20 protein-coding genes are annotated in these 19,372 nt (G+C 32.7%); 13 read left to right on the top strand and 7 right to left on the bottom strand.

The window, feature by feature from the left end:
- Nucleotides 1-32: 32 nt before the first annotated feature.
- From ACHRVL_RS20490 to ACHRVL_RS20475, 4 genes are all read right to left on the bottom strand, one after another.
- A complete protein-coding gene (locus ACHRVL_RS20490) occupies nt 33-1,355 on the bottom strand; it encodes a trigger factor (RefSeq protein ID WP_089054472.1) in 1,323 nt (440 codons plus the stop codon).
- Nucleotides 1,356-1,470: 115 nt separating this feature from the next.
- On the bottom strand, nt 1,471-1,815 hold the full coding sequence (locus ACHRVL_RS20485) for a phage holin family protein (RefSeq protein WP_129055136.1): 345 nt from the start codon (nt 1,813-1,815) through the stop codon (nt 1,471-1,473).
- A 52-nt stretch (nt 1,816-1,867) separates the two neighbouring features.
- Entirely contained in the window at nt 1,868-2,632 is a 765-nt protein-coding gene (locus ACHRVL_RS20480; RefSeq protein ID WP_395415182.1) for an alpha/beta fold hydrolase, read from the bottom strand.
- A gap of 52 nt (nt 2,633-2,684) precedes the next feature.
- The gene (locus tag ACHRVL_RS20475) at nt 2,685-3,398 is read right to left on the bottom strand and encodes a pyridoxine 5'-phosphate synthase (protein WP_395415181.1); all 714 of its coding nucleotides are present in this window, start codon (nt 3,396-3,398) and stop codon (nt 2,685-2,687) included.
- Between the two features lie 116 nt (nt 3,399-3,514).
- On the opposite strand from ACHRVL_RS20475, the gene ACHRVL_RS20470 reads away from it, so the two are divergent.
- The 8 genes from ACHRVL_RS20470 to murI all read left to right on the top strand — a co-directional run bounded on the left by ACHRVL_RS20470 (nt 3,515) and on the right by murI (nt 11,979).
- A complete protein-coding gene (locus tag ACHRVL_RS20470) occupies nt 3,515-4,174 on the top strand; it encodes a CBS domain-containing protein (RefSeq protein ID WP_395415180.1) in 660 nt (219 codons plus the stop codon).
- 92 nt (nt 4,175-4,266) lie between these two features.
- On the top strand, nt 4,267-5,151 hold the full coding sequence (locus tag ACHRVL_RS20465; RefSeq protein WP_395415178.1) for an NAD kinase: 885 nt from the start codon (nt 4,267-4,269) through the stop codon (nt 5,149-5,151).
- A gap of 173 nt (nt 5,152-5,324) precedes the next feature.
- Nucleotides 5,325-6,014, top strand: coding sequence for a DUF6089 family protein (locus ACHRVL_RS20460; protein WP_395415177.1), 690 nt, complete (start codon nt 5,325-5,327; stop codon nt 6,012-6,014).
- Nucleotides 6,015-6,018: 4 nt separating this feature from the next.
- Nucleotides 6,019-6,759 (top strand): isoprenyl transferase, encoded by a 741-nt coding sequence (locus ACHRVL_RS20455; RefSeq protein WP_089054504.1) that lies wholly within the window; start codon nt 6,019-6,021, stop codon nt 6,757-6,759.
- Nucleotides 6,692-9,466, top strand: a complete 2,775-nt coding sequence (locus ACHRVL_RS20450; protein ID WP_395415175.1) for an outer membrane protein assembly factor — start codon at nt 6,692-6,694, stop codon at nt 9,464-9,466. The genes ACHRVL_RS20455 and ACHRVL_RS20450 overlap by 68 nt, the downstream gene beginning before the upstream one ends.
- 42 nt (nt 9,467-9,508) lie before the next feature.
- The gene (locus ACHRVL_RS20445; RefSeq protein WP_395415173.1) at nt 9,509-10,531 is read left to right on the top strand and encodes an OmpH family outer membrane protein; all 1,023 of its coding nucleotides are present in this window, start codon (nt 9,509-9,511) and stop codon (nt 10,529-10,531) included.
- A gap of 14 nt (nt 10,532-10,545) precedes the next feature.
- Nucleotides 10,546-11,049, top strand: coding sequence for an OmpH family outer membrane protein (locus ACHRVL_RS20440; RefSeq protein ID WP_199170255.1), 504 nt, complete (start codon nt 10,546-10,548; stop codon nt 11,047-11,049).
- A 153-nt stretch (nt 11,050-11,202) separates the two neighbouring features.
- The gene (gene murI, locus ACHRVL_RS20435; protein ID WP_089054464.1) at nt 11,203-11,979 is read left to right on the top strand and encodes a glutamate racemase; all 777 of its coding nucleotides are present in this window, start codon (nt 11,203-11,205) and stop codon (nt 11,977-11,979) included.
- Between the two features lie 2 nt (nt 11,980-11,981).
- Here the strand turns inward: murI and ACHRVL_RS20430 are convergent, their stop codons facing one another.
- Nucleotides 11,982-13,220 (bottom strand): aromatic hydrocarbon degradation protein, encoded by a 1,239-nt coding sequence (locus ACHRVL_RS20430; RefSeq protein ID WP_395415172.1) that lies wholly within the window; start codon nt 13,218-13,220, stop codon nt 11,982-11,984.
- Nucleotides 13,221-14,549, bottom strand: a complete 1,329-nt coding sequence (locus tag ACHRVL_RS20425) for a DUF4270 family protein (RefSeq protein ID WP_395415170.1) — start codon at nt 14,547-14,549, stop codon at nt 13,221-13,223. It abuts the gene before it with no gap.
- A 240-nt stretch (nt 14,550-14,789) separates the two neighbouring features.
- Here ACHRVL_RS20425 and ACHRVL_RS20420 point away from each other — a divergent pair, with 240 nt between their 5' ends.
- The 5 genes from ACHRVL_RS20420 (at nt 14,790) to ACHRVL_RS20400 (ending at nt 18,764) form a co-directional block, all read left to right on the top strand.
- Nucleotides 14,790-15,797: a Kelch repeat-containing protein gene (locus tag ACHRVL_RS20420; RefSeq protein WP_395415169.1), complete on the top strand. Its 1,008-nt coding sequence runs from the start codon at nt 14,790-14,792 to the stop codon at nt 15,795-15,797.
- Complete coding sequence (locus ACHRVL_RS20415) at nt 15,787-16,116, top strand: DUF4907 domain-containing protein (RefSeq protein ID WP_395415167.1); 330 nt, start codon at nt 15,787-15,789, stop codon at nt 16,114-16,116. The genes ACHRVL_RS20420 and ACHRVL_RS20415 overlap by 11 nt, the downstream gene beginning before the upstream one ends.
- Nucleotides 16,117-17,226: a sensor histidine kinase gene (locus ACHRVL_RS20410; RefSeq protein ID WP_395415166.1), complete on the top strand. Its 1,110-nt coding sequence runs from the start codon at nt 16,117-16,119 to the stop codon at nt 17,224-17,226.
- A gap of 11 nt (nt 17,227-17,237) precedes the next feature.
- Nucleotides 17,238-17,948 carry an intradiol ring-cleavage dioxygenase gene (locus ACHRVL_RS20405; RefSeq protein ID WP_395415165.1) on the top strand — a complete coding sequence of 237 codons (711 nt, stop codon included), beginning with the start codon at nt 17,238-17,240 and terminating at the stop codon, nt 17,946-17,948.
- A 99-nt stretch (nt 17,949-18,047) separates the two neighbouring features.
- Nucleotides 18,048-18,764, top strand: coding sequence for a LytTR family DNA-binding domain-containing protein (locus ACHRVL_RS20400; protein ID WP_099720281.1), 717 nt, complete (start codon nt 18,048-18,050; stop codon nt 18,762-18,764).
- Nucleotides 18,765-18,852: 88 nt separating this feature from the next.
- Here ACHRVL_RS20400 and ACHRVL_RS20395 read toward each other — a convergent pair whose 3' ends face one another.
- On the bottom strand, nt 18,853-19,371 hold the full coding sequence (locus ACHRVL_RS20395; protein ID WP_099720282.1) for a gamma carbonic anhydrase family protein: 519 nt from the start codon (nt 19,369-19,371) through the stop codon (nt 18,853-18,855).
- Nucleotide 19,372: the final 1 nt, after the last annotated feature.

Genomic DNA, 19,372 nt, shown 5'->3' with positions numbered 1-19,372 from the left:
GCCGACGCTCAAATATAATTATTTTTCAGAAATTATTCTCCGTAAGAAGCAGCAATAAATTCTTCGTAAGTTACTTCTTTAGTTGTTGGATTTGCTTTTTCTTTAAACAATTCTAACAATTTCTCTGCTACAACTTGCTCAGAAAGTCTTTTCACCTCTTCTTGGTTAGATAAAACTCTTGCTACAATTCCTTGAACTTCTTCGTCAGTTGGGTTCGTTTGACCAAATTGAGCCATTTGTTGTTTGATAGCGTTTGTTGTAAAAGCTTTCAAATCATCAAATGTAATTTGGATATTACTTTGAGCCATAGCTTTTCCTTCAATTAATTGAAAACGTAAACCTTTTTCAGATCTTGCGTATTCAACTTCAGCTTCTTCTGCAGAAAGTTTTTTCTCTCCAACAGTTTGCAGCCATTTTTTAAGGAATTCAGCTGGTAAATCAAATTTTGTGCTTTCGATCAAGAAATCTTGAACGTCTAATAATAATTTTTGATCTGCTTGTTGTGCAAATTGAGCTTCAGCGTCTTCTTTGATTTTAGATTTTAAATCTTCTAAAGAAGCAACTTTTCCTTCACCAAAAAGTTTATCGAATAATTCTTGGTTTAATTCAGCTAATTCAGCTCCGTTGATAGCTTCGATTGTAAAGTTTACTTCGATATCTAAACCGTGAACATCATCATGAGATACTTTTAAGTAATCCATTAATTGGTGATCGTCTTCAAATAAACCTTTTGTACTTACTGCAACAACATCTCCAACTTTTTTACCGATGAATTTATCTCCAGCAGCTTTATTGAAAGTAGATAATGAAATTGTAGTTGTATTGTTGATACCTTTTTCTTCGTTTGAGAAAGTTCCAGTTAAATCAGAATCTGCAGACACCACTTCTTGCGGGATTGCTTTTCCGAATTGTTTTTGGATACGCTCTACTTGACCGTCGATTAATTTATCATCAGCCGTTACGATATATTTTACGATATTATTTTTTGCTTCTAAATCAATTTCGAAGTTCGGAACTAATCCAATTTCATATTCGAAAGTTAGTTCTTCAGCATCCCAATCAAAGTTCTCGTTTTCTTTAGCAAGAGGAGTTCCTAAAAGATTTAATCTTTCAGATTGAACAAAACGCTCTAAAGCTAAATCAACTACTTTTTTAACTTCTTCTTGCTTGATTGCTTTTCCGTATTGTTTTTCAACAAGGTCTTTAGGAACTTGTCCTTTTCTAAAACCTTTCACGGTAGCCAATGGCATTTTTTCGTTTATTCTTTTTGCTACTTGACCTTTATAATCCATGTGAACAACGTTTAATACAATCGTTTCATTCACAGCGTCTATTGCTACTCTTTTAATATCCATCTTCTTCTTTAATTTACATAATAAAATTGGGTTGCAAAATTATAAAATTTTTGCAACCCAACCAAGTTTTTAATATATTGTATTTGAAGCGGTTTTTAAGTCACTTTAATACCTTTTATTTATCGTCTCCTACTATTTTATATGTAATAGATTGCAGAATAGATAATATAACACTAAACAATAAAGCTGTCCATAACGAATCAACTGCAAATCCTCCTACAATATTAGTGCACAACAAAATGATGACGGCATTAATAACCAATAAAAACAATCCCAATGTAACCACTGTTACCGGCAATGTCAAAATAACCAATATTGGTTTTATAAAAAGATTCAATAATCCTAAAACCACTGCAACGATAATTGCTGTAGTAAAACTGGCCACATGCACTCCTGTAAGAAAGTTAGCAATTAACAAAACCAAAGCAGCCGTAATAAGAAGTCTAAGTAATAATTTCATATCTTTTTCTTTTTAAATTTTAATAAAAGTAATAATTTTTTTATCAAAAAATTTACTCTTTTAAAAACGCTGTTGTCAATTCAAAAAACATTTTTGGATTTTCAGCATGAAGCCAATGCCCCGCATTTGGAATGGTTTCTAATTTTAAATTTGGAAAATGTTTTTGAATATCTTCAAGATCTGAATCTAAAATATAACCCGATGCTCCGCCGCGAATAAATAATGTCGGCTTATCAAAAACCAAATTATCTGCCAGCGGTTTTCCAATTGCATCCAAATTATTATTAAAAACAGCGAGATTAAATCTAAACGCTAATTGTCCAGGTGCTGCCCAATATAAATTTTTCAACAAGAACTGACGAGTTCCAAAGTCAGGCACATATTGCGCTACTATTTCCTCAACATCATTTCGGCTTGGTTTTACAGAAAAATCAACCGCATTTAACCCCGCCAAAATATCTTGATGGTGCTGTTTATAGAATTTAGGACCAATATCTGCAACAATTAATTTATCTACAATTTCAGGATGTGTTGCCGCAAAAAGCATAGCTGCTTTTCCTCCCATTGAATGCCCGAGAATATCAATTCTAGTCAAATTATTGGCCTGACAATATTCAAACACATCTTGAACCATTGCTTCATAACTCCATTCATCTGAATGAAAACTGCGCCCATGATTTCGTAAATCTAAAATATGAACCTGAAATCCTGCTTCTACATATTGTCCTGCAAGTGTTTTCCAATTGTCAGACATACCAAGAAATCCATGCATGATGATAAAGGGTTTTCCTTCGCCTTCTATTTTTGAGTATAACATTTATTTTTACATTAAATATTTATTTATCCTTTCTAAGAATGTTTTAGGAAACTTATTTCAATTTATTCAAATACATATTTACAACATTATCTAAACCAAGATAAAGTGCTTCTGAAATCAAAGCGTGGCCTATAGAAACCTCTAGTAACCCCGGAATGTTTTGTTTGAAAAACTGAACATTATCTAAACTCAAATCATGTCCGGCATTTATTCCTAAACCTAATTCATTTGCCAATTTTGCAGCTTCAACATAAGGATCTATTCCGTTTTTATTTCCCAAATCATATTGATGTGCAAAAGCCTCAGTGTACAATTCAATTCGATCTGTTCCTGTTTTTTTTGCTCCTTCAATAACCTCCAAAACCGGATCTACAAAAATAGAAGTCCTGATTCCGTTTCGTTGAAACTCTTGAATAACTTCTGTTAAATAAGATTGATTTGCTATTGTATCCCAACCTGCCGAAGAGGTTATCGCACCAATTGCATCTGGAACTAATGTAACTTGATCAGGCTTGCATTCAAGAACTAAATCAATAAAATTATGCTGCGGATTTCCTTCAATATTATATTCTGTAGTAACAATTGCTTTTAAATCACGCGCATCTTGATACCGAATATGTCGTTCGTCTGGACGTGGATGAATCGTGATCCCCTGTCCTCCAAAACGTTGTATATCGACAGCAACTTTTAATAAATCAGGAACATTTCCGCCGCGTGCATTTCTAAGCGTTGCGATTTTATTGATATTTACACTTAACTTTGTCATATAAATAGATAATTAATTCTAGTAACACTATATTTGTTACGACAAAAATACAAAGTAAAACGCAGCAGTTTTTGGTATTTTTTGATTATTTTGCATTAAATATCTCCAATTGATTTATGACAGAAATTACAAACTATATCACCAATGATTTCGGACCAATTGATGGTCAGGAAACTATAGCATCGGTTCAAGACTTTTTTGCCGAGGTAAATTTTTCTCATTTCCCTGTTTTGGAGGAAGGAATTTTCATTGGAAGTATTTCTTCTGATGATGTTGAAACTTTTGATTCAGATAAAAAAATAATTGATTACAAATATACTTTAGAACGTTTTTTTGCTAGAAAATCAATGATTTGGCTGGATGTTCTAGAAGTTTTTGCAAAAAACCACACCAATACAATTCCTGTTCTTGACGAGAACAACTCCTATGTAGGCTATTATGAAATAGAAGACATAATGAAGTTTTTTCAAGAAACTCCTTTTATAAAAGAGCAAGGCGGAATTATTATTGTTCAAAAAGGTCTTTTAGATTATTCGATGAGTGAGGTTACACAAATCGTTGAAAGCAATAACGGAAAAATACTAGGATGCTTTGTCTCTGAAGCTGATTTAGAAAATGTTCAAATTACCATAAAAATAGGATTAGGTGCAATGAATGAAATAATTCAAACTTACAGAAGATATGGTTACAAAATAATCTCAGAACATCAAGAAGACACTTATATCAACAGCTTAAAAGAACGCTCTGATTATTTAGACAAATATCTTAATATTTAAATTAGAAAATTGGTCAATGAGAAAATTAGAAAATGTTCTCATCTAAATAAATTATCAAATTAACACATTTCCTCATTATCTAATTAAGACGAATGAAAATAGCCATTTACGGACAATACTATCAAAACAGCACTGAACCAATTATAAAAGACATTTTCTTGTTTCTTACTTCAAACAATGTCGAAATTGTAATTGAAGAAAACTTCTTGGAAATGCTTTACGAAAAGCAGCTTGTCAAAAAAGAATATTCCACTTTTACATCAAGTACAATTTTAGATGATAGCTTTGAGATGTTGATTAGTATTGGAGGCGACGGAACAATGTTAAGAGCAGCGGCTTTAGTTCGCAATTCAGGTGTTCCGCTTTTAGGTATAAATGCAGGCAGATTAGGTTTTTTGGCGAAAGTTCAAAAAGAAAATATCGACAGCTTACTGCAGTATGTTATCGACCAAAACTACACCACATCTGAACGAACTTTACTTGGTTTAACGTGCGAACCTAAAAACGATGCCTTTGCAGAACTTAATTTCGCAATGAATGAAGTTACCGTAAGCCGAAAAGATACTACTTCGATGATTACTGTAGAAACTCACCTAAACAACGAATACTTAAGTTCGTATTGGGCAGACGGCTTAATCATTTCTACCCCTACCGGTTCTACAGGATATTCATTAAGCTGCGGCGGACCAATTTTAACGCCAGATGTAAAAAGTCTAGTCATTACTCCTATTGCACCGCATAACTTAACCGCAAGACCACTTGTTATACCAGACGACACAGAAATTACATTGCGCGTTTCAGGCAGAGAAGATCAATATTTGGTTTCATTAGACTCTAGAACTTCTTCTGTAAAAAACGAATCAATTTTAAAGATCAAAAAAACTGATTACAAAATAAAAATGGTCGAAATACCAGGCGAAACTTTCTTAAAAACATTAAGAAACAAACTGCTTTGGGGCGAAGACAAGAGAAACTAACCCTATTTCTTACTTAACACTATACGATAATAGAACATTTTCTCGTTCTGCCTGTAGTGAATCATCATTAAATGTCTCAAATTCATATTGTAAATTGAAAAAAAAGCACATTTATGTAAAGGAACGTTGATTCGTATCGATAATTATTATATTTGCACGCAATTCTGAATTAAATGAAGAAAATTTTTAATTTATTGTTATGTTTTTTTCCCTTTATTACACTAAATGCTCAAATCAATGAGATTGGTGTTTTTCTTGGTGGAAGCAACTTTGTAGGCGATGTAGGAAGCACAACTTACATAAATCCAGATAAGCTGGCTTTTGGCGTTTTGTATAAATGGAACAAAAGCCCTCGTCACTCTTATCGAATTTCTTACACGCAATCTACCATTACAGGAAATGATTTAGACTCCGATGAAACAGGAAGAAGCGGAAGAGGATATCGCTTTGAAAATAATGTAAAAGAAATCTCTGCAGGTTTGGAGTTTAATTTTTTTGATTTTAATTTGCATGATTATCACAGAAAAATTACACCTTATATATACTCTGGATTAAGTTTTTTTATTTATGATGGATTGTATCGCTATAAGACAACCCCAAATATTACACAAAGTACAAACTCAAATTCATTTGCAATACCAATGACACTGGGTATAAAATCAAACATAACATCTCGCTTTGTCTTAGCGGCCGAAGTTGGAGCACGATATACATTTACAGATAACATTGATGGCAGCAATCCAAACACCAGCAATGTAAACATTTTAAAATTTGGAAATTTAAACAACAATGATTGGTATGTTTTCTCAGGCTTAACACTAACGTATACCTTTGGACAAAAACCTTGCTATTGCGCACAATAATACAATGAATTTAATAGACTCTATAGATCAATCAAACTTACCAAAACATCTGGCCATTATTATGGACGGAAACGGACGCTGGGCCAAACAACAAGGCTTCCTAAGAGCATTTGGACATGAAAATGGCACAAAATCTGTAAAAAAAACAATTACAACTTGCGCTAAGCTTGGTATCGAGTACTTAACCTTATATGCTTTTTCTACAGAAAACTGGAACCGCCCTAAACTAGAAGTTGAAGCATTAATGAAAATTTTAATCAATTCATTAAAAAAAGAACTAGTTACACTTCAGGAAAACAACATTAGACTTAATGCAATTGGGAATCTTGAAAAATTACCAAAATCTGCACAAAGAGAACTGCTTGATGTAATTGATAAAACCAAAAACAACACTCGTCTTACTCTTACTCTTGCTTTAAGTTACGGATCGAGAGAAGAATTGGTAAATGCCGTTAGAATCATCAGTGATAAAGTTAAAAATAATATAATTTCAATAGACGCTATTGACGATTCAATTATAAATGAGCATCTTTACACGCAAAATTTACCTGATGTAGATTTGTTAATACGAACAAGTGGAGAACATAGAATAAGTAATTTTTTGCTATGGCAGATCGCTTATGCAGAATTGTATTTTACTAATGTCTTGTGGCCAGACTTTAAAGATCAAGATTTATATGAGGCTATTATTAGTTATCAAAAAAGAGAACGTAGATTTGGAAAAACCAGTGAACAAATTAAATAATTTTTTAGTGTTACAAAAAAGAATACAAATAGTCTTTACCCTTTTACTTTTGGGTAGTTTTTCACAAATTAAAGCACAAGAAAGAGTTCCTTTTGATCAAGGAAAAAAGTATATACTGGCCAAAGTTTCTGTAGTTGGTAAGATTAGCTTTAACGAACAAACTGTAGTAACGTTTTCTGGACTTCAAACAGGTCAAGAAATAACTGTACCGGGAGAAGAAATCACGGGCGCAATTAAAAAATTGGGTAAGCTTGGTCTTTTTGACGAAATCGCTTTTTACATTAATAGAGTTCAAAATGACAGTATTTATTTAGATTTAAATATTGTTGAGCTCCCAAAGCTTAATGAAGTTAAAATCACTGGTGTAAAGAAAAGCAAAATCGAAGCTTTAATTAAGGATAACAATTTAACCAAAAACAAAATTGTAAACGAAAACTTAATTACTACCACAAAAAACTACATCGAAAACAAATACAAAAAAGACGGTTTTTACAATACTAAAGTTACCATTACAACAACACCAGATACAATTGCCGGTAATCAGGTTAATATGTTAGTGCGTATAGATAAAGGTGACAAAGTAAAAATCAGCAATATTGATTTCACTGGAAATAAACAACTTACAGAAAGTCAGTTGAGAGCCGCGATGAAAGACACAAAACAGAAAAATGTTTTCCGTGTTTTAAAAGCTTCTAAATTTATTCCCGAAAAATATAAAACCGACTTAGAAAAAGTTATCTCGGCATACAAAGAAAAAGGATATCGTGATGCACGTATTATTTATGACTCTGTTAAATATAACAAAGAGAAAAATATGCTTGGCATTAAAATTAATGTTGAAGAAGGAAACAAATATTACTTTGGAAACATAAAATTCTTAGGAAATACCGTTTACTCAGATCAGCAGTTAAATCGTTATTTAGGAATCAAAAAAGGAGAAGTTTATAACGGTGTAATGCTTGAAAAAAGAATTGCCGATAATACAAAACCTGATGGTGAAGATATTACAAACTTGTACCAAAACAATGGTTATTTATTCTCAAAAATCAATGCTGTAGAGGTAAAAACTGTTAATGACACTATTGATTTTGAAATTAGAATTACCGAAGGTCCAATTGCATATTTCAACAAAATATACGTTACTGGTAACGACAAAACAAATGACCATGTAATTTATCGTGAGTTAAGAACAAAACCAGGAAACAAATACAGCAAAGAAGAACTAGTTAGAACAATTCGTGAAATTGGACAATTAGGATTCTTTGATCCGGAATCTATCAAACCTGAATTTAGAAATGTTGATCCCGGAGCAGGAACAGTTGATATCGAATACCAATTAGTAGAAAAAGGATCTAGCCAGGTTGAACTTCAAGGAGGTTACGGCGGCGGCGGTTTCATTGGAACCTTAGGTTTATCATTCAACAACTTTTCGGCACGTAAATTATTTGACAAAGATGCTTACAAACCGCTACCGATGGGAGACGGACAAAAAGTAGCATTACGTTTACAAGGAAGTACTTATTTCCAGACTTACAGTTTATCATTCTCTGAACCTTGGTTTGGAGGAAAAAAACCTGTACAATTTAGCTCATCTATCTCGTACAGTAAACAGTTTAATAATAATTATGTTACAAGAACTGTTGATAGAAGCCAAAGTTTTAATATTTTTACAGTACAAATTGGTTTAGCAAAACGTCTTACTGTGCCGGATGATTATTTCGTATTATCACAATCTGTAAGTTACCAGCATTATGATTTGAACAATTACTTTACTGGTTTGTTTACCTTTGGTAATGGAGCATCACGAAACTTAGCTTACACTATTGGAATTTCAAGAAGTAATAAAGGGGTTAACCCAATATTCCCAACTTATGGTTCTGAGTTCAGTATCTCGGCTAAAGTAACACCTCCATATTCTTTATTTAACGGAGTAGATTATGGAAATTTAGCTAATGAAAAAGAATACAAAACAAGATATACTGGTACAACAACTATGACAGGAGCTGACGGACAACCGATAAATCCTGGAGATTACACAAAAAGTGAATCTATAAATGGTAGTAATCAAACAGTAAGTGTGGGCTCTGATTATGCAAATGCAGATACAGATCAAGCAAAAGTGGATCAGAAAAAATACAATTGGTTAGAATATTATAAGGTTAAATTTAAAGCAGACTGGTATACTAAGGTATATGGAAAATTAGTTTTAAGAACATTAACAGAATTTGGTTTCTTAGGTGCTTATGATCAATCTAGAGGTGTTGTACCATTTGAACGTTTTTATTTAGGAGGAGACGGAATGGCACAGTATTCTATGGATGGTAGAGAGACTATACAGTTAAGAGGGTATCCAAACAACTCATTGACGCCAATTATTGAAGACAAAACAAGTTCTAGATACGGGCAGCAAATTGGAGCAACTATTTACAACAAATTCTCAATGGAGTTACGTTATCCAATAACACTAAAACCATCTGCATCGATCTATGCCTTGACGTTTCTAGAAGCAGGTTCTTCATATCCAACATTCAGGGATTACAACCCGTTCGATTTATATCGTTCTGCTGGAGCTGGTTTACGTGTATTCATGCCTGCATTTGGATTATTAGGTATCGATTTTGGTTATGGTTTCGATGCTCTGCCAGGATCTGTTACAAACAAAGCAAATGGCTGGGAAACTCACTTTATAATTGGACAACAATTTTAGAAATAATACGTTTGGTTAAAAATCATCGAATAAAGTAATGTTATGAGAAAACAATTTTTATTTATATTTTTAGCCTTGATTGTAGCTAATACAAGTCAGGCTCAAGGCAAGACAACTAGAATTGGTTACATTGATATGGAATATATCTTGGAAAATGTTTCTGATTATAAAGAAGCAAAATCACAATTAGAGTTGAAAGCTCAAAAGTGGAAACAAGAAATAGAAACAAAAAAAACAAACATCAATACGCTTAAGGAAAACCTTAAAGCAGAAAAAGCTTTGTTAACCAAAGAATTAATTGATGAAAAGGAAACTGAAATTAAGTTCTTAGAAAACGAAATGCTGGATTATCAGCAAAAACAATTTGGAGCTGACGGAAATTTAATTCGACAAAAAGCTGCTTTGGCAAAGCCAATTCAAGATCAAGTATTTACTGCCGTTCAAGATATTGCAGAAGCTAAAAATTACGATTTTGTTTTTGATAAATCATCAGATTTGACAATGCTTTTCAGCAACAAAAGATTTGATATCAGCGATCAGGTTATACGTATCTTGAACAGAACTGACAAAAGAGAACAATTGACGAAAAAACAATTGAAAGATCAGGAAGTACAAGAAAGTAAAGAAAATGCCATCGATGAAAATCCTGCAATGGCTGATCGACAAAAAGTTCTAGACGAAAGAAAAGCAGCTAGAGAAAAGCTTATTGAAGACAGAAGACTGGAACAAGAAGCTAAGAAAAAAGAGTATGATGACAGACGAAAAGCGATACTAGAAGAAAGAGAAGCTAAAAAAAATGGCACGGTTTCTGAACCAGCAAAATCAACTCAGGCAGCAAAAACAACCGAAGCAGTTAAAACTGATGGTACGACAGCAAAACCTGCAGCAGCAACTGAAACAACAACAGCTGCACCTGCAGTAGATAAAGCTGCCGAAAGACAAAAACTTTACGAACAGCGTAAAAAAGAATTAGAAGAAAGAAGAAAAAAAATATTAGAAGAAAGAGAAGCGGCGAAAAAAGCAAGAGAGGCCGAAACACAAAAAACTAATACGACCAATAATTAATTAATATTTTAAAAATGATGAAACAAATCAAAACTTTACTAATTGCTGCAATACTAATTTTAGGAGCAAGTAACACAATGAACGCACAGGCGAAGGTTGCCCATGTTGATGTAAGCGACATTATGTCGAAAATGCCTGCTATGCTTGATGCTCAAAATCAACTGCAAAAATTAAGTGGTACGTATGATGCTGAATACAAAAAAATGGTTGATGAATATCAAACTAAAATCAAAAAGTACGAAGCTGAAGCTGCAACTGTAACAGAAGCTGTTAATGGAGATCGTTCTAAAGAAGTTCAAGACATGCAAAAAAGAATTGTTGACTATAGAGACAATGCTCAAAAAGAATTGCAACAAAAAGAAACTGACATCGTAAAACCATTAATGGAAAAAGTAAGAGCTTCTATCCAAAAAATTGGAAAAGCTAAAGGTTTCCAATATGTTTTAGATGGTTCTACTCTTTTATTAGCTGATGGTCCAAACATTACTGCTGATGTAAAAAAAGATTTAGGATTCTAATAAAAATGAATTCTTTAATTAAAAACTGTTCAAATTTTTTAAAAATTTGAACAGTTTTTTTTTACATTTATTTAAAATAAAAAAGACGTATCATTCGCAAATTACAATTAATTTCAACTATCATTTTGTTTCAAAAAATACTAAATTTGCACTATGACAAACGATAATCCTATAGGTGTTTTTGACTCTGGAATTGGGGGAACTTCAATTTGGAGCGCTATTCATGACTTACTTCCAAATGAAAAAACAATTTATCTAGCCGATAGTAAAAATGCTCCGTATGGTCAAAAAACCAAAGAGCAGATTGTTGCCTTAAGTAAAAAAAATGTTGATTTTTTACTGGAAATGAAATGCAAATTAATTGTTGTAGCGTGCAATACGGCGACAACAAATGCTATTCGTGAACTCCGTAATGATTATGACATTCCATTTATTGGAATTGAACCTGCAATAAAACCTGCAGCCAATAACTCTAAAACACAAGTTATTGGTATCCTGGCTACAAAAGGAACATTAAACAGCGAGTTGTTTAATAAGACTGCAGAAATGTTTCAAAATACAACAATTATTGAACAGGTTGGTTATGGACTAGTTCAGTTAATTGAAGATGGAAATTTGTATTCTACTGAAATGACACAGCTTTTAGAATCATACTTACAGCCTATGATAGATGCAAACATTGACTATCTTGTTTTAGGATGCAGTCACTACCCCTATTTAATTCCGCAGATTAAAAAAATACTTCCAGAACATATTCAGATTATAGATTCTGGAGAAGCAGTAGCAAGACAAACTCAAAATATTTTACGCGAAAAAGTTGGTTTTACAACAGCTCAAAAAAGTGAACCTATATTTTACGTTAATTCAAATCCAGTTGTTTTAGACTCCATTTTAGAGCATAAATACAACGTAGTCCAAAAAGATTTTTAATTTTATTCTATTTTTCTCTTAACAAACCAAATACCATCTAAAGATAAGTTTACAGACAATTTATGATAATTTTCTTTAATTAAATTGTTTGAAATACTTCCTTTTTGTCCGTACGAATATGAAATATTTAAAGCGGAAAAAGTATTTTCGATAGGCAGATTAACCCCAACTGAAATTGAAGCATTGTTAATCCTTTTCCCGTCTATTTCGAGATATCCCGTATCAAAATTGACACCCGCAGAATATTTGACCTTGTCCCAATATTTTCTGTAATTTCGTTTTTCGTTGAAATAAGTAAAACCTAACGCAAATCTGTCTTGATTTACATAATCTCCATAGAAATCAGATTGTTTTGTATCATTCCATAGACTTTTTTCATAATCAAAAGTCATATTCAAGACTTTTTTGAATCGTTTACTAATACCAATTCCAATTTCTAAAGGCATATAATAATCGTCTACATCAGAAACTGTTTCAGGTTGAATATCACTCACCACATCATCATTTATCGACTCAACCGACTGTACTTTTGAACCTTTAATTTGTGCTGGTAATTTAACTGTTGCACCAATAGTAAACGTAGAATCAATTTTATACTGAGTACCCAACGTTGCACGAAGTCCATTATAATCTGTTTTTTTATGTATAGTAGTGATTGAATTGAGAATTGTAAAAACCCTGTTATCAACAGTGTTTCCAAACAACAAAGCTGCAGATGCTCCTACTGTAAGTTTTTTACCAAATCGATAGCCATAAGAAAAATCAAAATTATTTAATCCTCCTGAACCTGTTGCTGATAAACTATATGATTCCTGACTATCTGAGATTGGTAAGATAAGATTAGAAATTTTAAATGCCGAGCTAGAATACGGACGTAATGCAACACTAAAACCAGAATTTTTAGTAACTGGAAAAGCAAAAGCAATATGAGAAAATTGAAAATTGTTACGATTCTCCTTTTTTGAATTGTTTTGATAGGTTGTCGCAATAGCTTTTCCGCCAACATCAAACATAAAATGATTTAATGGAAGTGAACCTAATGAAGCTGGATTAAGATTATTAATAAAACTATCTGATGGCAGGGCAATTCCTGCTGATCCAATTGAAGGAAGCAATCCAAAATCAGCATCATACAAACTGCCTACTCCATACAATGAATATGGTGAGCTTGAAATACTTTGAGAAAATGATGCAAACGATATTAAAAGGGTGCAGTAAATAAAAACTATTCTATTTTTCATTTAATAAGAGATGTAATATATTTTTAGTTGAATTTTATTGTTTAAATGCTTTTGATCTCCTAAAACAATTCTATTTACGGTTTTAGAAATACCCGGAAGCGTAAGGATTAAAGAAGATTTAGAATCGGAAGCTCGAAGCATTTCCTTTTGTAAAAAATTACCCAACGGAATAGTATATCCGATGTTTTCATTAAACTCATCGCTTTTCTTATTTAAAATACCATAAACTTGCGCACCTGCAGAATTTAGTAACGAACTGCTTATTCTATTTAAATTGTCGCCTACATATATTTTTAAGGAATCAGCCAGCGGATATTTTTCAGAATAAGAATTATTGACCGGTTTCAAAATCAATTGTGCGTCGACAATCGCGCCATTATCTGAAATATATTTCAACTGTCTTAAGTTTGGAAAATCGATACGACAAGCCACTCCTGTTCCAGACTGAATAAATCCCTGTCCGTTAGTCGCTGTGCTCGAAAGTTTACTGCTCGATATAGGCAGATTTTGAATTAAAGTTCCTGTTTTATCTAATGAAATAGAATTAAACTGCTTCGTGGCATCTAAAATGGAAAAATCGATCACAAAAGGAACCTCATCAACGCCCGCTTGATATTTGGAGTAATACATACGCACTAAACTCTTAGAAGTATTAAATCCAATAACACTTGACGAATTAGATGATGATGGTACAATTACAAGCCCTTTTAGATACTCTGTAAAAGTGTCAAAATCTGTAATATCTCTTTTCTTTATTTTTTGAAAAAGAGCTTCTCCAAATGCATTACTCATTTTTATATTAATCGAATCTTTTCCAACTGGGCGCGGCTTGTATGAAAATGTTCCCAAACTTTCCTCATCATAACTCAAACTCGAATTATTATAAAAACTCCCAGAATCAGTATTTGGTTTTACTTTTTGCGTTAAGCGATGAATATTAAATGTTTGAATTTTCGTTGTATCACCATAAAAATAGTTATCATACTTTAACACCATAGAAATGGAATCAAAAACGTAATTAACATTCTCGGTATCGGAACCTTCATTATTTAAAGCATAATTACTTGATGACAACTGAAAATAACTACTCGATTTTACCTTCCCAAAAATAGGATCATCGTAATTTCCAACCAAGATTCGGCTTTGGTTTGAAGTCACCAGCGAATCAAAATTTATGGTAGACATTTCAACCGTTACCGTATCAATCATAACAACCTTATTGTTCAAAGCCAAATAATCTGATCCAACTACAAACTCTCCCGCATCAGTATCTGTTCCGCATGAAAACAATGTAAAAGCAATAAACAACACAAACAATAACTTACGCATAATCAATTTTTTGCACAAATATATAATGGTGGGGTTTAGACGGCATCATAACATATACAGTCGTACATTTTTATTCTATAAAAGGCAAAAAAGCATCTATAATAGATAAAGTACTGTCAATAACTCATTCGCCTTTAAAAAGCCTGATTTAGTCTATCAAAATGGGCAATACATATATCTTCTTTTTTTTAAATCCTTCTCCAACCTACTTTTGAGCCAATAAATAAATTTTAATACACTATGAATAATTTTAAAAAAGGAATATTATTCGCTTCATTACTTTCTAGTCTCTTCTTTATAAGCTGCAGCAATGACAACGAGGATGATGAATTAATGGGAAACTGGGTAAAGAAATCGGCTTTTGATGGGCCGGCAAGGTCTAGCGCCACAAGTTTTGTAATTGGTGATTATGCTTATGTTGCCGCTGGTTATACCGGTGATGTATACTTGAAAGATTTATGGGCTTACAACTCAAATGGAGACTATTGGGAGCAAAAAGCAGACTTTATTGGTGTAGGAAGAAGCTCTGCGTCTAGCTTTGCATTAAACAATAAAGGCTATATTGGACTTGGTTATGACGGAACTAATAAACTGAAGGATTTTTATCAATACGATCCTTCCAACAACAGCTGGAATCAAAAAACAGATTTTGCTGGAACAGCTCGTTATGCTGCTGTAGGTTTTCAGGCTGGAGGAAAAGCTTATTTTGGAACGGGTTATGATGGAAATTATCTAAAAGATTTCTATCAATATGATGATCAAGCAAACAGCTGGACACTTGTAAACGGTTTTAGCGGTAATAAAAGACGCAATGCAACTGTATTTGTAATTGCTGATAAAGCGTATCTGGCAACAGGGATTAATAATAGTGTTTATCAGGGAGATTTTTGGGAATTTGACCCTGCAACTGATACTTGGACAAGAAAAAGAGATATTGATAAAAATACCACTGATGATTATTCGTATAATGACGAATATGCAATTGTACGTGCCAATGCATCAAGTTTTAGCATGAATGGACTAGGATATGTAGTTGGAGGTGAAAACATAAAAACAATTTGGGAGTACAACCCAACTACTGATCTTTGGGTTGAAAGAACTCCGCTTGAAGGCGCAACAAGAACTGATGCTGTAGGTTTTGCTATAAATAATCGCGGTTTTTATATGCTAGGAAGAATTGGCTCTTCATACTTTGATGATGCTTGGGAATTTAAACCTTTGGAGGAACAAAATGACAATGATAATTAATACTAAACGATTCTTCTGGAGGAACATCCAGAAGAATTTATTGCTTTTGTGTCTTGTTTTACAAATAGTTTCTTGCGGGAAAAAAGAGATTTATAGAACAGAGACATTTCAAACAAAATCTGGCTGGGGATACTCGATTTTGTATAAAGATAAAATCATTATCAAACAATCGATTATACCAGTAATAAGTGACAACAAAAGTTTTTCGACTCAAGAAGATGCATTAAAAACTGCTTATTTAGTAGTTGAAAAACTCAGCCAAAACTTATCACCAACAGTAACTAAAAATGAATTAATTTTATTAAAAATAAAATTATAAATGAAAATCGGAGCCATCAAAAATACTAACTCAAACAAAATTCTATTTCATTGTATTATATGGGTTTTCTTCATTCTGACTTCTTTAATTCAGTTTTACGAAAGTCCGTTTAGGATCAATAATGATTTTTATGTTCAGTGGGCATCAGGAATAATGTTGTTTTACCTCAACTATTATTACATGGTTCCGTCTCTTCTTTTACAAAAAAAGTATTGGCAGTATTTTCTGTTTGCATTTATAATTATTGCAGTTTTTATGATCATCAGAATTAATTATTTTATTCCTGAATTCAGACATTTACCTCCCTCAAATATTGCTCGTCCTCATTTCATGCCAAATGAAACTATTCTTTATCGAAAAACTGACAACTTAAAAATCGAAATGAAACGTCCGCTTTTCTTTAAAATCGGCCCTTCGTTTTTCTATATTTTGATCCTCACTATAAGCGCTATTATTAGAACTTTGACAGAATTTTACAGTAACGAACAGAATAAACTAATTGCCGAAACCCATAGAACAAATACGGAACTGACTTACTTGCGCAAACAAACCAATCCGCATTTTTTGTTTAATTCTCTAAACAGTATTTATTCTCTAGCACATAAAAAATCTGATTTGGTCCCTGATGCCATCGTGACATTATCTGAGTTAATGCGTTACATGCTGTACGAAACAGATAATAAAACGGTGGCTTTAGAAAAGGAAATAAATTATATTCAGAATTACATTGAACTGCAAAAACTAAGACTTAATAACATTGAAGATATTGTAATTAATGTTCATGGCGACACTAAAAACAAGTTTATCGAACCTTTACTGCTGATATCGTTTGTTGAGAATGCCTTTAAGTACGGAACAGATTATAAAGGTGCAGCACATATCAAAATTAAAATTTTCATCTCAGAAAACAATCTTGATTTTTGGATTGAAAATACAATTGAAAATTATATAAAAGACCCTGAAAATTCAGGGATTGGACTAGTAAATATTCAAAACAGACTGGATTTACTTTACCCAAATGCTCATGAACTAACTATAAACCAAGACAGCCAATTTTACCGCGTGCATTTAAATCTAAAATTAGATGAAATTAAAACTACTGTAAATTAAACATTGAAATTATGGACAGAAAAAAATTCATCCGAAATGGTCTTTTGGGCATCACAGCTTTGGCTGGTGCTTCAAAAATATTAGAATCGTGCTCTAAAAGTGATAATGATGATTCTGGCACAGACTTATCTGGTGACGGAAGCTGCACAGTTTCACCATCTGAAACTAAAGGTCCTTTTCCTATCAAAACACCAAGTCAGTTAGTTTTAGAAAATATAAAATCGGACCGAGTTGGAGTTGCTTTATTAATCAATTTAATTATTGAAAATAAAAACAATAACTGCCTGCCTCTGTCGAATGTTTTAGTTGATGTATGGCATTGCGACAAAGATGGCAATTATTCTGAATACGGCGGAACTCAAATGCAGCAGACAGATTATACTTCTGTTCATTTTTTAAGAGGAAGACAAACAACAAATGCCAAAGGAGAAGTTTCTTTTATTTCTATTTATCCTGGCTGGTACCAAGGCAGAGCTCCGCATGTACATGTTGAAGTTTTGTCAAGCAGCGGATCTTCATTATTAGTTACTCAAATTGCTTTTCCTGAAAGCACTTCGAGTACTGTTTACTCAAGTACTAATTATGCCGCTCACGGACAAGCTGATACTTCTAATACTAGAGATAATGTTTTTGCAGATAGTCTTGCCAGCGAACTGGCAGTTTTAACAGGTAATTTGACTGATGGTTATACTTTGACCAAAACAATTACTGTAAACGGATAATTGACATCAAAATCAGTATTTTATGATAATTTTAAAACTTAATTTACTGGTTTAAAACTACTTTTGAACTCCAAACTGAATAAATTTAAACTCCCGCAGATGAAATGTGTAATTATAGATGACGAGCCATTAGCTGTTGAATTATTGGAAGATTTTGTACAAAAAGTCGATTCGCTTGAATTGATTAGTACTTTTAACAATGCTATTGATGCCGTTTCATTTATCAATCAAAATAATGTTGATTTAATTTTTTTAGACATTCAAATGCCGCATTTTTCTGGGATAGACTTTTTAAATACGATCGAGAAAAAACCACTTGTAATTTTTACAACTGCTTATTCTGATTATGCTGTCGAAGGATTTAATCTTGGTGCTGTCGATTATTTAGTAAAACCAATTCCTTTTCATCGTTTTCTAAAATCGGTAGTTCGCGCACAGCAAATTGTTAATCCTGCGGCAGCTGTTTCTTCAATTTCAGAAAACACTCTTACTCCAGAACTAGAACAGGATTTTATGTTTGTAAGAGCTGAATACGAAAATGTTAAAATGAATTTTGCCGATATCTTATTCATCGAAGGTTTAAAGGATTATGTAAAAATATATACGACCGATAATAAATATACACTAACATTAATCAGCTTAATAAAACTTGAAAACTTACTTTCAAGCAAAGGGTTCTCCAGAATTCACAGATCCTATATCATCAATATAAAACATGTGAAATCGATACAAAAAAATAAGGTTTTGATTAGCGATAAACGAATTCCTATAAGTGAAAGCTACAAAAATGCTTTCTTTGAGAAAATTAATTTATAAACTATTTAAATCCCAAAAAAAGAAAATTCCAAATTCCAAGGCTGGGCTCTTTTGGAATTTGGAATTTTCTTTTTTTAAACTTTATATACTACTCTTCGTTTTTAAACCATCCAGAATACATTACATAATTGTTTGAAATACGTTCGATTTCACCTGCAAAATCAGACTGATCAATATCTTTTACTTTCTTCGCAGGAACACCCGCAAAAATAGTTCCCGAAGGAACAACGGTATTTTGTGTTAAAACTGCTCCAGCGGCAACAATCGAGTTACTTTCTACAATGCAGTTATCCATTACAATTGCTCCCATGCCAATTAATACATTATCCTGTATGGTGCAGCCGTGAACAATAGCATTATGCCCTATAGAAACATTATTCCCAATAATTGTTGGATGTTTTTGATAGGTGCAGTGAATTATTGCACCATCTTGAATGTTTACTTTATTTCCAATTTTTATAAAATGAACATCTCCTCTAATAACGGCGTTGAACCAAACACTGCAAGAGTCACCAAATGTAACATCTCCAACAATTGTAGCATTTTCGGCAACATAGCAATCTTCTGGAATCAAAGGCGATTTCCCATTTACAGATTTAATAAGCATG

Source organism: Flavobacterium sp. FlaQc-28, assembly GCF_044007415.1.
Lineage (GTDB): Bacteria > Bacteroidota > Bacteroidia > Flavobacteriales > Flavobacteriaceae > Flavobacterium.
This window is presented reverse-complemented; position numbering and strand designations above follow the sequence as displayed.

Excerpts from the sequence above, each read along its gene's own strand:
- ACHRVL_RS20490 (WP_089054472.1), bottom strand. The coding sequence starts at position 1,355 with ATGGATATTAAAAGAGTAGCAATAGACGCTGTGAATGAAACGATTGTA.
- ACHRVL_RS20485 (WP_129055136.1), bottom strand. The coding sequence starts at position 1,815 with ATGAAATTATTACTTAGACTTCTTATTACGGCTGCTTTGGTTTTGTTA.
- ACHRVL_RS20480 (WP_395415182.1), bottom strand. The coding sequence starts at position 2,632 with ATGTTATACTCAAAAATAGAAGGCGAAGGAAAACCCTTTATCATCATG.
- ACHRVL_RS20475 (WP_395415181.1), bottom strand. The coding sequence starts at position 3,398 with ATGACAAAGTTAAGTGTAAATATCAATAAAATCGCAACGCTTAGAAAT.
- ACHRVL_RS20470 (WP_395415180.1), top strand. The coding sequence starts at position 3,515 with ATGACAGAAATTACAAACTATATCACCAATGATTTCGGACCAATTGAT.
- ACHRVL_RS20465 (WP_395415178.1), top strand. The coding sequence starts at position 4,267 with ATGAAAATAGCCATTTACGGACAATACTATCAAAACAGCACTGAACCA.
- ACHRVL_RS20460 (WP_395415177.1), top strand. The coding sequence starts at position 5,325 with ATGAAGAAAATTTTTAATTTATTGTTATGTTTTTTTCCCTTTATTACA.
- ACHRVL_RS20455 (WP_089054504.1), top strand. The coding sequence starts at position 6,019 with ATGAATTTAATAGACTCTATAGATCAATCAAACTTACCAAAACATCTG.
- ACHRVL_RS20450 (WP_395415175.1), top strand. The coding sequence starts at position 6,692 with ATGAGGCTATTATTAGTTATCAAAAAAGAGAACGTAGATTTGGAAAAA.
- ACHRVL_RS20445 (WP_395415173.1), top strand. The coding sequence starts at position 9,509 with ATGAGAAAACAATTTTTATTTATATTTTTAGCCTTGATTGTAGCTAAT.
- ACHRVL_RS20440 (WP_199170255.1), top strand. The coding sequence starts at position 10,546 with ATGATGAAACAAATCAAAACTTTACTAATTGCTGCAATACTAATTTTA.
- murI (WP_089054464.1), top strand. The coding sequence starts at position 11,203 with ATGACAAACGATAATCCTATAGGTGTTTTTGACTCTGGAATTGGGGGA.
- ACHRVL_RS20430 (WP_395415172.1), bottom strand. The coding sequence starts at position 13,220 with ATGAAAAATAGAATAGTTTTTATTTACTGCACCCTTTTAATATCGTTT.
- ACHRVL_RS20425 (WP_395415170.1), bottom strand. The coding sequence starts at position 14,549 with ATGCGTAAGTTATTGTTTGTGTTGTTTATTGCTTTTACATTGTTTTCA.
- ACHRVL_RS20420 (WP_395415169.1), top strand. The coding sequence starts at position 14,790 with ATGAATAATTTTAAAAAAGGAATATTATTCGCTTCATTACTTTCTAGT.
- ACHRVL_RS20415 (WP_395415167.1), top strand. The coding sequence starts at position 15,787 with ATGATAATTAATACTAAACGATTCTTCTGGAGGAACATCCAGAAGAAT.
- ACHRVL_RS20410 (WP_395415166.1), top strand. The coding sequence starts at position 16,117 with ATGAAAATCGGAGCCATCAAAAATACTAACTCAAACAAAATTCTATTT.
- ACHRVL_RS20405 (WP_395415165.1), top strand. The coding sequence starts at position 17,238 with ATGGACAGAAAAAAATTCATCCGAAATGGTCTTTTGGGCATCACAGCT.
- ACHRVL_RS20400 (WP_099720281.1), top strand. The coding sequence starts at position 18,048 with ATGAAATGTGTAATTATAGATGACGAGCCATTAGCTGTTGAATTATTG.
- ACHRVL_RS20395 (WP_099720282.1), bottom strand. The coding sequence starts at position 19,371 with ATGCTTATTAAATCTGTAAATGGGAAATCGCCTTTGATTCCAGAAGAT.